Source organism: Streptomyces sp. C36 (genome assembly GCF_040932295.1).
GTDB classification, from domain to species: domain Bacteria; phylum Actinomycetota; class Actinomycetes; order Streptomycetales; family Streptomycetaceae; genus Streptomyces; species Streptomyces triculaminicus.
Genome location: NZ_JBFQGI010000006.1, coordinates 1 through 13,957, shown reverse-complemented (window position 1 = coordinate 13,957; position 13,957 = coordinate 1). Strand labels below are relative to the sequence as shown.

Here is a 13,957-nt window from a genome sequence, read left to right as displayed (position 1 = left end):
GGCGTGCCGCTCGCTGCCGTGTCAGCCGGTGACCTGTCCCACCTCGAGCGTGGGCACGTAGCTTCCTGCCAGCCGCTCGTAGATCACTAACTGCGGGTGGACCTGCGGATGATGGGCACGGCCCAGCGCCACTGCCGCAGACATGGGGATGGCAGGCAGAACATGCAGGCGCCGCAGTGTCTTCGCCTCGGCCTCCAGCCGCGCGAAAAAGGTCCGGAGCGTATCCTCCAGGCACCGCAGGGACGCACACTGGCGCAGTATGTCCGGACACGTTGCCGCGTTGGTCGGGCTGATCTCGTAGCGGCGCAGGTCCGCAAGTTCCTCCGGGACCTCGTGCGGGGCTATCGCCCCCGAGACGTTCATGATCACCACAGCTTCGTCGCCGTCCTGCCCACCCTGGACCGGACGCACAGCGAACTCCGTGACCGGGCCGCTCTCAGCGGGCCACACCCAGGACTGCTCGGGCCGGTGACGCTGGTAGATATCCGTCGGCACGGTGTCGTCCAGGCGCAACCCCAAGTACACCAGCAGCGGCAGGCGCGCGAACCCGAACACGCTCACATGCTGCACGGAGCCACGCTCAATGCCCGGCCGCAGCTGATGCCTGATCACGTCATCGATAACCTGCACCGCTTGCCGGTAGTAGCTGCGGCTCGCCGCGGCAGCGGACGACGCGCTCCCCGCCGCAGCGGACCCCTCACCAGGCGTGTGCTGCAGATTGATCTCCACACCATGCCGGGCGTAGGACTCCAAGAACAGCGGGAATCGGTGGCACGCCGTCACAGCGTTCGCGGCGGTCTGCCGCGACAGTTCCACAGCATTCCCGTGCACCGACCCCAGCATCCGCACCACCGTGGTGGCACGGTCCGGACCCAGCCCAGTCACATGCCTAATGCGGTCCTCATGCTCCTGCTTCAGACGACGCAGCCACGCGACAGTGAACACGTCCTGCGTGGCCTTGGCGTCGATCTCGGTGTGCTGCTGAGCGCACAGCAGCATCAGGTTGTCCGCCTCGTCGCGCAGCGCCTCGTCCAACGGATACTCCCCCCGCGGTGAGCGCGCATCCGTACTCTGCCCGACGATGTGCGCGAGCTCTCCCAGGCGCAGCGTCCGCCCCGACATCGGCCCCTCCAACAGGTACGCGTTGCACAGCACGCACCGGCCCCCGCTGCGAACCCACACCTCCCGAACCGTCTGATGCGAGAGACTGCCTCGTCTGCGCGTCTCGCCGCCCCCGCTCATCTCCGCCGCCTTCGTCCGCCCTCATGCCCTTCAGGTCCGACGCTAGGCGACAGTCACTCCCGTATCCGGCCAACTTGACAAAGACAGGGCGATCAAGAGGCGGCCGCGCGAAAAGCCGCGCGCGAAACCGTTGGGGCCAACGAACTGGCTGCCCAGAGCAAATCCGGGCCCCCCATCGGCGGGCCCGCGATCCTCACGCAGACAGCCCGCGCAGGCCTGTCGCCACGGTGGCGCCGGCGCCGTCAGCCAAGGGGCAGGGCAAGGTAGTGGGCGGTGTCGTACAGGACGTCACGAGTAAGCGACTCTGTGCCGTCGAGGATGGCGAGCTGGGCGGCCATCCCGATCAGCGGCGTGAGGTGCTCCATGAGCCCGTCAGTGATCCGGTACAGGCGTTTCTCGTGCTTCCAGGAGGCTGACGGGTTTGTGGCGCCGCAGCCGGAGCCGGCTGTCGAGCGTGGCCAGTGTGCTGACCCATTCGTCGGGGTGCTCCTTGTGGCGGGGAGGCAGCTGGTTGGCCCAGAGTGCGGGGATCGAGCGCTGCCGGATGGGGGCAGTGGGCTCGGTAGGGCGGCGTGAGCGGGAAGCATGCGGCGAGAGCTTCACGGAGGATGTCGTTGGAGCCGATGCCGCTCCAGAAGACGGTCAGCTCCAGCTTATCGGCGAGGTAGTCGAAATAGTTGAAGGTCGGCTGCAGGTCCTCGGGCCGCAGCCAGTCGATGCGGTCGACCGGACAAACCTCCGTGCGGGCATGGCGCATCACGTGGACGGTGGGTCCGGTTGAAGACGGCCAGGGCCGCGGGCCAGTCGGCGGGTGAGCCCGGTTCGGGCGGGGCGTTGACGCAGAGACGGGGATAGGGCAGGCGGCTCCACCGGGCGCTCAACAGTGCCCGGCACCCCGCCGGCCACCGCGCCCGCTGCTCCGAGCGCGCCAGTTTCGCCCTGCTCCTGGACACCGCCCGCGCCCGTGGCTGGATCCAGATGGACGTCCACGACTTCGTGGCGATCGTTTGTGAGTACCGAAACGTCGTCCATCTGTGCAAACAACGAGAACGCGGTGGCGTACCCGACCGCGACACCGTCGGCATGTGATGGGAACCCGTTCTTGCTGTTCTCAACGGCCTCGAGACCAGCCGATAGAGAGGTGCTTGCATGTCACCGCCGATGGCACCGTCGAGTGCGGGTATGCGACACGGTGGCGCCTCTCGTCGGGGCTAACCGCTCAGTGGCTGCTGTCCTGCTGCTTGCGGCGTCGGCGGTGCTCGCGTTGAGCCTGGGCGCGGGCGCATTCGCGGGTGCAGTACTTAATGCCACTGGTGCGGTTTTGTCCGTATTCTGCGCGTCCGCGTTGACGTACAAAGGGCCGGCGGCAGGTTTCGTTGGCGCATTCGCGGATGGTGGCGTCTTCGGCGAGGTGGTTGTACAGCTGGAGGAAGGCGACCGACAGGATGGTGGGATAGCGGTCGGTGAGGCTGCCGATGCCGATGCTGAACGGCTCGAGTGCGGCGTTCAGCTCGCTCACCAGGTCGCTGATCCTTATGTCCAGAACGAGTTCGCGCAGGTGGCCCAGATCGCGCGGCCACACCTCCTCCCGATCCGTGTTCTCGGAACGCCACTCAGCCAGCTGTTCCTCGCAGACCTCGGGCTCGATGAGCGCGTCGAGTCCGCCCTCCCGCCGCAGTGCGAGCCAGGTGGTGATGGCCGCCTGTGCCTCCCGGATGTGGAGCGTGGCCAGTTCGCCGTACAGGCAGAATGGCCCGTAGCGTGGGTGTTCGCGCTCGGTGAGTTCCTTGAGGCGCTCGTACTCGTCGGCATCCCAGCTGCCGGTATTGATGCTGCCGCCCAGGTGTCCGTAGGTGCGCATCATGGTGGCCACGGCGTCAAGGTTGGCCGGGTCAAGTTCCATGAATTCACGCAGGTAGAAGTCCTCTGGCAGCGGGGACGGTCTTTTCCCTCAGATCGCAGATGGGGCTCCCAGGCGATCCACTCGCCATCGGCTCGCGCTCTGGGCACGGGCCTCAACTCCGGTGCTGGCACACGAGTTCCGGGCCAGAGCGTAGGACGAAAACGTGGGTCTACGTATGCCGCCATGCGGGGCATCATAGCCATGCAGGGGTAGCACGAAAAGGGAGTTGTTCATATCACGCAACCTGGAACGGTGGGAGGGGCAACCAAGATGACTAACTGGCAGGACCGCAAGCAGGTCGGTGACGCGCACGAACAACGCGTCGCCGCTGAACTGCAGGCACGCGGGTGGACGGTCCAGCGCTGTGGGCAGGGTATCTACCCGCCCGCGATCCGGCAGGCCTTGGCACGCACCGACTCAACGCTGCGGTACTTTCCCGACTTGATAGCCGCCCGCGACGGCGAACTGGTCACCATCGACGCCAAGGATCGGCTGCCGAGTACCCACACGGACCGCTACGCGATCAGCACCGCCACCCTGAAAGCCGGCCTGCTCTTCACCGCCACCCACGCCCCTACGCCGCTCTACTATGTCTTCGGGGATCTGAGAGTCCTTACCCCTTCCGAGGTCCACCACTACAGCACGCACACTCGCCACCACCCCAGCGGAGCGTGGGTGATGGTCGCCACACGCCGGGCCCATTCCTTCGAGGAAGTCTTCGGCACGAACACTGCTCTGGCCGCCTGAAGTAGTCAGATGGCCCCACCAGCTGTCCGCCGACACGTATCGATGGCCAGCAGCCTCGCCTCCGTGAGTACGCCAGTTGGCAGGCAGCGACCGCCGGTCTCGCCATAAGACCGTGCCCGGCTCGACTTCACCGCCGCGCCTGGCACTCCGGCGACGCGCGGCTGCGCCACTTGACCAGCACACAGCCGATGCGGTCGCCGTCCAACGGACCGTGACGCGCTCGGCAGCGGGATAGCTTGCCGACATCCTGTGATGTGAAAAGTAGGGAGGTAGATGATCGTGCGGCCATCGCGCTGGAGGCGGTGCCCCGACCGACGGGGGAGCGCACTCCCGCGCTGCTGCGCAGTCTGGACCCGGATCTGTCACGCAGGCCTCCACGGGAAGTACGGTCTCTTTCCCCCGCCGTTCGCGGGGGCCGCGAACGGCAACGGTGCCAGGTCTGCCGTCAGCATCGTTCACGACGGTGTTCAAGCCCAGGCAAAGTCGGCGGGCGTAAATCGCCTACCGCGCGCAGCGAGTACGAACGACGGCTGGTTCAACAGCGCAAAGAAGAAGAGACACAAGAACGCTGGCGGCTGCGATGCAGCAAGCCCTCACCGCCCTGGTGGAAGACCACATGTTGAAAGCTCACGGCCCGCAGCTGGGGCGATGTTTCCTGTGGCTGTCTGGGGTGTGGGCAGGGCTCCAGGTGGGAGCACTCGCGGTATGTGCGGCACGTTGCCGACGAGGCTGTCGGTGGCAGACGATCGTGGTCGACCTGTCCGCGTGCCGCCTGGTGTGAGCAGCTCTCGGGCGTCACTGCTTCGGGCCGGGGAAGCGGGTCCTCGGGCGTTGGCCGGGCGGGATGAGATCGGGCAGCGCCATGCTGGTGGGCATAGTGGGGACTCGTCAGCGGTGGCTGTCCGGCGCACTGCGGGCAGTTGCTGATCTGGTGTAGCCCGCGATGCTGCGGGGTCGTCCGCGGCCTGGTGCGCGGGGCGTGTCGTCGTGGTGGTCTTCGCGCCGCCCGCCTGGCGGTCGGCGCGGGTCAGTGGTGGAGGCGTCGCAGACTGTTTCGGTGCTGTGTTTGTGGTGTGCGGCGTGAGTTCGTTGATGCGGGCTGTCGTTCTGGTCGGGTTCGGTCTGGTGCGGTTGCGGGGTCAGGTGTCAGCCCTGCAGGGTCAGTCCAGGTCGTCGAAGAGGGGCTCTTGTACGGACGGTCCGGTGCGGGGGTGGGGGAGAGGGCGTGAGTGTTCCGTCGGCGGTACCGCAGTGCCTTCAGCGCCACTGGTGAGTGCGTGGTGGCACGCTGCCCTGAGTGTGGGGAGCTCGTGTGGTGACCCGAGCAGGCGGAGGAAGTCCGGCACCGTCCAGTCGATCAGCGCGCCCTGGCGTGAGAGGTACAGCCCTACCGTGTCGATGGCGTAGTCGTCGCTGTAGTCGAGGAGGAGGTAGCCGGCGAGCTGGTAGATCTCGGCGCGGCCCAGGCGCTGAGGGCGGATCGTTGCCTTGCAGTCGATGAGCGTGCCGTCGAGGATAAAGTCGGCATCCGCTCCACCGACGTGGGCGGAGCCGTCGAAAACCGGTCCGCAGATGCGCTTGTGTGCCGGAAGGTCCCGGAATCGGGTGAAGGGCCCGGGGGAGGCGGCAAGGGCCATCTGTTGGCGGATGTCGTCGACGATGTAGCCCGGAACGGCATCTGCGAGGTCATCCAGGGTGGCTTCAGGTGAACAGAAGCCGAGATTGTTGCCGCGGATCCAGCCGCCGCAGCGGTAGATGGCTTCGAAGCTGGAGGCGAGATGGCACAGGCGGATCAACCGGTCCTCGGCCTGTGTCTCGAGAGCCAGTGGCTGCCCGGCACTGTCTTCATGTTGACGCAGTTCTGCCAGCAGCTCTGTGCCGGCTGCCTGCACGGTGGCGATGACCTCGGGTGCGGGCCAGCCCTCGTCATCGAAGATTGCCCGCAGGACACCCTCACTGATCGGCTGACCCGTGGGTGCCCCCAGACTGATGCGGAGCCGGTGGTCGATTGTGTGACCGAGCATCGGGTAGTCCGGCCGTTTCCCCGGTCCCGCGTCGGGGGCTACGGGTGGGCTGCAGGGGGCCAGGCGCCGGCGTAAGTCGGCCAGGACAGCATCGGGTCGAGGAAGAAACTCGGTGAGGAACCGGGACATTGCAGAGGTGGAGTCCTTGAGGGACGAGGTGAGACTCATGCACGCATCGTCGCGGACAGGTCTGACACCATCCCACCGCAGAACCGTTTCCCTCCTTGACGTGACGGCAAGAACAAGCCGCACCTACTGCACGGAACCCCGACAGCGTCCCCCGTCTGCGCAGCAGGTTCAGTAGTTACTACGCGATTTTGCGGCTGTATCCAGCCAATTCCGTCCGCCTGGGAGCCGCATGCCTCCGAAGGGAATCGAAGCTGACCTATGCATCGACGGGAACAGACGTACTGACTGCAGGGGAAGCACGGGATCTCCTGCCCGGCCCGGCGGCCAGCCTGGCTTCTGAGATGACCGAAGCCAGTGGACGGCCGGCCACGCGACGAAGAAGGCGGTGACCACCGCTGCGGCGAGTGCGCGGAAGGCGTGACGCTCCCCGCGCAGCCCCATGGCTACCTGTCATGCAGGAGAGGCGAATGTTATTGCGGTTGCCTCGGTTACGCCGGTCCTGGCCGGTGCGCCCCCGGTCAGGACCGGCCCGACTGCCGTGGGAGCATTCGGCAGCGGATTACCGGGTGGGGTGCTGCTTGGGGGTGCGAGGCGGGCGGTTGCGCCGCTACCAGCATTACTCGCCGGCACCCTTGGATGTCGCCCGGCCTGTTGTGTCCCATCGATTGATGCCACCTCGATGTGGGGGAGCGGTGGCCGCTCAGGCGGTCGTCCTGGGACGGTCCTCTTCCTCGTTCTACTGGTCCGGAGTGCTGGCAGACGGGCGATACCGAGCTGGGGGAGAGGAATGACGACGGTTTCGGTGCCCCGCATCCCGAAGCTTCGGGGCGGGTGTCACCTGGTTCACCTGCCGAAGAAGGCGTCTTCGCCTGTGGGTAGATCCCCGGAGCGGGGGAGGGCTTCTTCGCTGCGCCCTGGTCCGCTTGTCCTGTGTTTGTGGCATGTCTGCCTCGTCTGCCTTTCGGAACAGAAACCAAGGGATATGAAGGCTTCACTGCGGGCTGGCGTCTGAGAATCGAAAGTAAATAAGGGCGATTGCAGTGATTTCCATGGCGACGGGGGGCAGACCGCTGACAGGGAGCAGGGATGTGATCTGAACCGCCACCGGCAGCTGCTCCTCCACCATCGCAGCAAGACGGCCATACTGGGCGGCAACCGACCGTCAAGCCGCCAGCACCCAGCCGCCTGGTCCGATGCCCGTTGCGGCACGGCTGGGTCGTACTGGAAACCGCCCCGCGTGGCAGCGCTGCCCTGGCGCGTCGGGCTGTGCTGGCAGAGGTACACATCGCCCACTACGCCGCAATCATGCGGTAGAACGCGGAACTTGGTCATATGCCGACGACAGGCACCCAAGCTGCCTGTCAGTTTCCCAGCTCTGCCCGGGAGGACGCGCCCGTCCAGGACCTACCGGCCAGGCTCGTTGACGAGCCTGGCGAACCTCGCAGGGCCCGCTTCCTCTGCCACGGGCGGAGTCCTGAAATGGGCCCAGGTGGCAAGAGAACAACCCGGCTGTGCCCGGGCAGCCGATCTGGAGGCCAAGTGCGGCTTCCGAGACACCCTCGACTTGACCGCCGCCACTCACCGGGGCTGTCAAATCCCTTCGCGAGGTCGTGCGCAAGGGAGTGGACTCTTGTCCTAGCCGGACCAGACCATGGGGACGGTGAATAGAGTGCGTGGCATGAGCGTGATGTTGATGTTGAGGGATGCCCATTCTCCGTTACGGGCTTTCCTGGAAAGCGAGTTACCCCACACAGGGCGGTTACGGGAGGCCTACCGGGCAGCGTTGCCTGCGGGCATGGCGGTGGTGACACCCCAGGCACCGCTAGGAGAGCCACCCAAGTGGTCGGTTCTGGCGACGGCGATCGACTGCAGACTTCGCCTGGCCCTGACCAGCGGGGAACAACCGTTGAGAGGGATCGAGGACGGCATCGCAGCAGCATCAAAGGCCCTTTCCACCGCTCCCGACATCGCAGCCGCTGTCGCCGGCTCCGGCCGGGACCTTCTCGCACTGTTGAAGAGCCTCGCAGGCCAGCACCACCCGGAGGACCGTAACAGACCGCTGCAGCGCGACCCCGAGACAGAGGACAGGCTCGCCCGGGCCTGCTATGGCGCCGCCCTCTTCAAGGGGGTTGGCCACTGCGCGGACCCTACCGTGAGCCGTCTGCTGCGGCACGTAGCGCATCCACACCTGACACTGGACGAGCTCCTGGCAGGTGTCGAGGACTACGAAGCACGCGACACCTCAGAACTGACCGCTGTAGCCGCAACCGCTCTGGCTCCCCTGCTCCAAACCACAACCCCGCAACAGATCACCCTCGCACCAGCTTTTCCCGCTGGCGGTGGGCACGACGGACTGGAAGGAGACTGGCTCGCCGACGGCCTGCTCATCGACGTCCACGCCACGATCCGCCCGGAGCAGCTCCCCCTCTCAGACATTCATCACCTGGCCACCTGCCTGCTCCTCGATCGTGATGACGAACTGGGAATCACAGGCGTGGGCTGGTACTCCGCACGAGCGGGAGCACTCATCCACTTCGAGGCCGCCGAATTCCTCCGCCTCCTAGGCGCCCGCCACACCCTGCACAACCTGCGCAGGCATCTGACACAACTATGGAACCGCCCCACCCCAGCCCCCCGACCGCTCCCGCAACCACCTACACACCCACCTGCCTCAGCGAAGGCAGAGCCAGCCACCCTGCCTCTGCCCCGCCCCCGGCGCTTGCAGATCACCCACGGCGAACGCCACTACGAGCTGACCCTGACCCCAGACCCGGCCGGCACCTGCCAGGCAAGCGCCATCGTGCTATCCCCGGGCGGCGAGATCCTCAGCCACTTCACCACCACCGTGGAGATCACCGACCTCGAGCCCCTGGGCCGACTGATCCACCTCGCCTCGCAAGAAGCCCCCCAGCACACCCCGTCGCCCGCCACCCGGAAGTCTGCACCACCCCGCAACGGACAGAGCTGGAGCAACGAAGAACTTGACCAGCTGCGCTCCTCGAGCGCACAAGGCGTGGAGCCCGACGTCATCGCGCGCCTGCTCGGGCGCAGTGAACGCTCCATAGCCTTCAAACTCCACCAGCTGCGCCTCGCACCATTCCCCACTGACCACGTCAAGCCACCGGCCGCCCCTGCACCTGCCTCTCCGCCCGCCTATACCGTCGAAGAAGTGCGACGCACCCACCCTCGCGCGTACGAGCGCTGGACACCGGAAGAAGCTGCCCGATTACGGCAGCGACACGACCAAGGCGCCTCCATCGGCGAGCTTGCCCAAGAATTCGGACGTAACGAAGGGGCCATCATCAGCCGCCTCGGCCTCAGGCCCCCCACCTCCTGACCAGCGAAGCGCTTGCCGGGCCCACCGGTCGCCTCCTGCGGCGCCCGGTCAAGGCTCTTGCACCGACCATCATGGAAAGACGCCCCGGGGAGTGCCTGCTTGAAGGAGGCTTCCGCCGTGGCGACTGCAGCTCCCGCGTGAACGCCTGGCCCACGCCTGTCCCCAAGATCCCCCATCCCAGGAGCACCAAGCACAAGATGCTGCTCTTCACCAGGCCGAAGGCAGCGAGTGGGCCACCAGCCGCGCGTCGGCCCCCGCGACGACGAAGCGTCCGAAGCAACCGACCTCTCCAGCAGCGCTGCAGAAGACCGTCGGCGGCCTGCAGACTCCCACCTCGGCCTCGTCGCCCTGCGCTACGCCCGCGCCAAAACCCCTGCTTCCCGGACTAATTGACAAGAGTGTGGCGCTGAACCCCTCGCCTGCCCGCAGACAGGCTGCATCCCGGCTCCCTCGCGGCCGGCTGTGATGTCAGGCAGGAGCCGGGTTCGGTATTTCACGGGTATCGGCGACCCGGCGCGCCAGTGCGTCCTCCATCCTGTGCCGCTTGTTCTGGCTGTGGTAGGGCTTGTCCGCGGTGATGCGGCCGGTCGGGATCAGCGCCCCGTCAACGATGCCGAAGTCTCCCTCACTAAGCCCGACCAGGGCTTCGTGCAGGTCGGGCGCTTGTGCGGCGAGGACGTCAAGGGTTTCGTCGGCGTATCGCCAGGCAGTCGCTTCCGATCTGAAACCTTCCTCGGACTGCGCGAACGTCTCGTTATTGCGCAGATGCGCCAGCGCCAGGAGGGCCTGCTTGAAACGGCCGAGCCCTTGCCAGGGAGAGTTCAGTTCACGTCGGCGGGCGTGGCTTAACCAGGAGACAGGCTCAACCAGCTTGTGTGGAACATCGAGCGTGGCGGGATGGCGGAACCACCAGCCTCCTGCCGGGTAGCCTACGACGCCTCGGCAGGCACAGGGCATCGTGACGTGCGAGTAGCACGGGGAATGTCCCTGACTGGGAACATGCCGCCAACGTGACACACCCTTACGCCTCGCGCCCTGGCGCGCCGCAGCATTCTTACGCTAGATTCTTACGCATCTTGCGTGTCTCTATGGGGAAGGGAAGCCCAGCAGACATGGCCCAGCATGCATCAGGCGCAACACCAGGGAGCCCCGGCCGGCGATGGGGGATCGACGAGGCACGCAAGGCTTTGTATGACCTAGTGGAAGCCGCTGCCACGACAGGACAGTCCGTACTGATCGGCCGCGGCGCCAAGTGCGCCGTGCTCTCCCCGCTCAGTCACCTTGACGCCATCAGGCAGGATCTGTCTACCCTGCCGGCTACCCCGGTCACCACGGCACGTAAGAAACTTGGGGACCTGCTGGCCGCCGCAGCCACCGGCACCCCTCAGCTCCTGTTGCACCGCCGCACACCAGCCGCAGTTCTCCTTCCTGCTACCCCTCCCGCTGCTGCCGCGGCGACGCCAGCTTCCGCCGCCCATGCAACCACTCCTACACCCGGCAGCACGCTGCCGAACCCAGCGCCCGCCACCCGCCGCCTGACAGCCTTGGATGAGGTCCTGGATGAGGTCCTGACACCCGGTGCGCCCGGCCCAAGCTGCCAGGCGGCTTCGTTCGGCCTTGACGCCCTTGACGACATGCTTGGCGGTCTCCGTCCAGGCACGCTGACACTGGTCGCTGCTGCACCGGGCGCCGGAGGAAGCCTACTCACCGCGGCCGCCGCCCGTCATACCGCCCTCACCCGGCAGCTCCCGGTGCTGTATGCCGCTTCAGGACTGACTCGGGCAGACATCGCAGCACGGATCATTGCTGCTGAGACGCCAGTGGACTACCGTCGGCTGCGCTCGGGCGCCCTGACCGCTTCGGAGGAGCAAGACGCCTCAGCAACGCGCGCCCGACTTGCTGGCGCGCCCCTGCACCTGGATGACGGCGCCGATCTGACCGCTGAAGCCATCACGCAAACCGTTCCGGACATCACTGGCTTGGCACTGGTGGTGGTCGACCGGCTGCAGTACGCCCACGACCCCGTGGTGCCACTGTCCGGTCCCGCACTACCCGCTGTCACCCGGGCCTTGGCGCATCTTGCCCGGACCCGGAATATTCCGGTACTGGCCGCGCTGGACACCGACATCCCCGACGTAGTAGCAGCACTGGACCCGGACGTCGCCCTCACTCTGACCCGTACCGGAGAGCACACCCAAGTCACCGTAGCCGAGCGTGACTTCGGGCCCCAGGCCACTATCAAGCTGCGCGCCCAGCTGGCATACGCGCGCTTCACCGACGCTGTCACCACCCCGGCTTCAAGCCCCGTACAGACCGCTGAAGCACTCAGCGCCCCGCCCGCCCCAGTCGTCGACACCACGCAGGCTGAGCTGTTCGAAGCAGCTCTCCCATATCTCAGCGGCTCTTCTACCGGCGTCTCCACCCGTGTGATCAGCATCCTGGCCGCGCTGCGGGAAGCCACAACCACCAACGCCACGACTCTGCCCGGCCTACGCGCGGCAGCTATCGACCTCGCAGCCAGCGGACTGCGCGTGCCTGACACAGGTGAGGGCCGGCGGCTCGCCGTGGCCTTGCAAGCATTTGCCGCAGCTTCCTGCACCACCACGCCCGAATCGACGGCCGGGGACACAGCCAACAGCCCGCACCAGGTTGCATCCACCCATAGCACTCCGGCACCAGTGGAGTCACCGGCTACGGCTGCGCCGAGGCCTGTATGGCAGCAGCAGCGTGTGAGTTCCGCGAAGGCCAGCTTGTCCGCGTTCATCTCCGACCGGGTGGGCCGCGCGCTTGAGGCACACGGAGGCGATGCCGACGCAGCGCTGAAAGCACTGGCCGGCAGCGGTGGTTCGGCGATTCCGGATGTGATGGAGCTGTTCGAGGCGACGCGGGTGGAGACGAACTATCAGCACACGACGTACCCGAAGTTGCCCGAGCCTCTGACCCGCAAGCGGCGTGATGGAGCTGATGAGGTGTGGGAGGCTCGGCCGAAGTTCACTAATCCTTCGGTACTTTCCGGTACGGAAACGACCGAGCTCGATGTCAACGCTGCTTACCTCGCCGCGCTGCAGTCTGCCCATCTTCCGGTCCGCACGATTACCCATAACCCGGAAGGCTGGGACGATCTGGCTAACTACGGGAAGGGCCTTGATCTTTCGGGAATCTGCCGGATCGATCCGGTTGACTGGGAACACCCTGAGTTGCCCCATCCTCTCGGAGATGATCGGGAGACGTCCGGCACGTTGTGGGTACCGACGTCAGTGGTACTGAGCCTGAAGGATTTTGCTTCACCGTCGTACGGGGAACTGTGCACGCTACCCGTGATCAGGGAGGCTTACGTTGCAAAAGGCAGTGCGTCTCTCTTTAAGACACTGGTAAACGTGCTTAATGAGGCTCGTATGCATGCTATTTTGGAAGGAGATGAGCTGACGAAGGCTTATATTGCTGCGATGTACGCCAAGTTGGTTTCGACGATGGGCGACAGTCGTAAGAACCACGAACTACGGCGCCCTGAATGGCAGCACATCATCCGGGGGCAGGCATTCTCTAACCTGCGACGGAAGGCGATCCGCGCGCATCAGGCGGGACTGACGGTGGTTCAGGTAGGTGGCACGGATGAACTCCACCTTGCCGGTGATGTGTGGGCGGCTCGTTGGAACGGAAAGCCGCTGTTCGTGGAGGGACGTGCCTTGAGTCAGATCAAGGTCAAGAAGTTTTCCCGAAAGGGTGAGAAATGACGTCTCGCCGGCCACGTCGGCCGCACACCGGGGGGCCCTTGGGGAACTGGGGGCGCGGACCTGATAGCGGCGGTGCCGCTTTTGGCGAGCAACTAGACGCCGAAGTCCTAGACCTGATGGAAAGCGGAGACATTACGCCACCGATGGTCGCCTCGCCGAGTATTCGGGCCCAGCTGGACTACCTGAATAGCCGAAAAGGCGGACGCGAGGCGATGGACCGCGCAGGCATCCCTGCACGCACACGTCGAGGCTGGAAGACCCGAATCCCCAGCACCGCCAGTCGTGAGCGCATCAACCATGCCTACTGGCAGCTCCGCTCCACTAATTGGAAGCGCACTGGGCGAACTCCATCACTCGCTGTTCGTGAAGCTATCGCACTTCAGCTAAAGGAGAGGGGCTATGGAAAACGGATGAGCATTACCCCTGTTGATTGGAGGGATGTCCACAAGCAAGCCCAGGGAGCACAGAAGGAAGCTAGTGAACGAGAGATTCGCCCCAGTCAACGCAGTTGGGGGGGCCTGGTTGACGCATGGTCGTCTGATGACGAGACGGTCCTTGACACAGCATGGATGAGTTTTGCAAGCGAAATTGACTCACCGCCAGAGCTATATTACGAAGTTGCACACATCGGATTCTCCCTATAGGCGTCCATGTCGGTGCAATGTGGGAGTTTAGCTTTGAGCTGCTGCTGACAGAGATGCGCACAAGTGCGCCGGAGCTTAAATTGCCGCGCAGTGGCGATTTAAGCGAGCGGTCCGCAGGACCGCAACCTTCCTCGGTCCGCAGGACCGCCCCTCCTCACGCCGCGCAGCGGCGGCGCTCCGCGGCTGCGCAGCAGCCC

General features: G+C 65.7%; 7 protein-coding genes and 1 pseudogene. 3 read left to right on the top strand and 5 right to left on the bottom strand.

The window, feature by feature from the left end:
- Positions 1-21: 21 nt before the first annotated feature.
- From AB4K12_RS19110 to AB4K12_RS19100, 3 genes are all read right to left on the bottom strand, one after another.
- Positions 22-1,035 carry an SAVED domain-containing protein gene (locus AB4K12_RS19110; protein ID WP_368435303.1) on the bottom strand — a complete coding sequence of 338 codons (1,014 nt, stop codon included), beginning with the start codon at positions 1,033-1,035 and terminating at the stop codon, positions 22-24.
- Positions 1,036-1,484: 449 nt separating this feature from the next.
- Complete coding sequence (locus tag AB4K12_RS19105) at positions 1,485-1,607, bottom strand: hypothetical protein (protein WP_368435302.1); 123 nt, start codon at positions 1,605-1,607, stop codon at positions 1,485-1,487.
- An 854-nt stretch (positions 1,608-2,461) separates the two neighbouring features.
- Positions 2,462-3,115, bottom strand: a complete 654-nt coding sequence (locus AB4K12_RS19100; RefSeq protein ID WP_368435301.1) for a hypothetical protein — start codon at positions 3,113-3,115, stop codon at positions 2,462-2,464.
- A 300-nt stretch (positions 3,116-3,415) separates the two neighbouring features.
- Here AB4K12_RS19100 and AB4K12_RS19095 point away from each other — a divergent pair, with 300 nt between their 5' ends.
- Positions 3,416-3,892 (top strand): hypothetical protein, encoded by a 477-nt coding sequence (locus AB4K12_RS19095; RefSeq protein WP_368435300.1) that lies wholly within the window; start codon positions 3,416-3,418, stop codon positions 3,890-3,892.
- 1,160 nt (positions 3,893-5,052) lie between these two features.
- On the opposite strand, the gene AB4K12_RS19090 is transcribed toward AB4K12_RS19095, so the two are convergent.
- The gene (locus AB4K12_RS19090; protein ID WP_368435299.1) at positions 5,053-6,084 is read right to left on the bottom strand and encodes a hypothetical protein; all 1,032 of its coding nucleotides are present in this window, start codon (positions 6,082-6,084) and stop codon (positions 5,053-5,055) included.
- A gap of 1,639 nt (positions 6,085-7,723) precedes the next feature.
- Here AB4K12_RS19090 and AB4K12_RS19085 point away from each other — a divergent pair.
- Positions 7,724-9,382, top strand: coding sequence for a hypothetical protein (locus tag AB4K12_RS19085; protein ID WP_368435298.1), 1,659 nt, complete (start codon positions 7,724-7,726; stop codon positions 9,380-9,382).
- 531 nt (positions 9,383-9,913) lie between these two features.
- Here AB4K12_RS19085 and AB4K12_RS19080 read toward each other — a convergent pair.
- A pseudogene (locus AB4K12_RS19080) lies at positions 9,914-10,339 on the bottom strand (transposase family protein); the annotation flags it as partial.
- A gap of 155 nt (positions 10,340-10,494) precedes the next feature.
- Between AB4K12_RS19080 and AB4K12_RS19075 the strand changes: the two are divergent.
- Positions 10,495-13,116, top strand: coding sequence for a DnaB-like helicase C-terminal domain-containing protein (locus AB4K12_RS19075; protein WP_368435297.1), 2,622 nt, complete (start codon positions 10,495-10,497; stop codon positions 13,114-13,116).
- Positions 13,117-13,957 lie beyond the last annotated feature (841 nt).

Bases quoted from the DNA above. Each gene is read 5' to 3' on its own strand.
- AB4K12_RS19090 (WP_368435299.1), bottom strand. From the start codon at position 6,084: ATGAGTCTCACCTCGTCCCTCAAGGACTCCACCTCTGCAATGTCCCGG.
- AB4K12_RS19075 (WP_368435297.1), top strand. From the start codon at position 10,495: ATGGCCCAGCATGCATCAGGCGCAACACCAGGGAGCCCCGGCCGGCGA.
- AB4K12_RS19085 (WP_368435298.1), top strand. From the start codon at position 7,724: ATGAGCGTGATGTTGATGTTGAGGGATGCCCATTCTCCGTTACGGGCT.
- AB4K12_RS19105 (WP_368435302.1), bottom strand. From the start codon at position 1,607: ATGGAGCACCTCACGCCGCTGATCGGGATGGCCGCCCAGCTCGCCATC.
- AB4K12_RS19095 (WP_368435300.1), top strand. From the start codon at position 3,416: ATGACTAACTGGCAGGACCGCAAGCAGGTCGGTGACGCGCACGAACAA.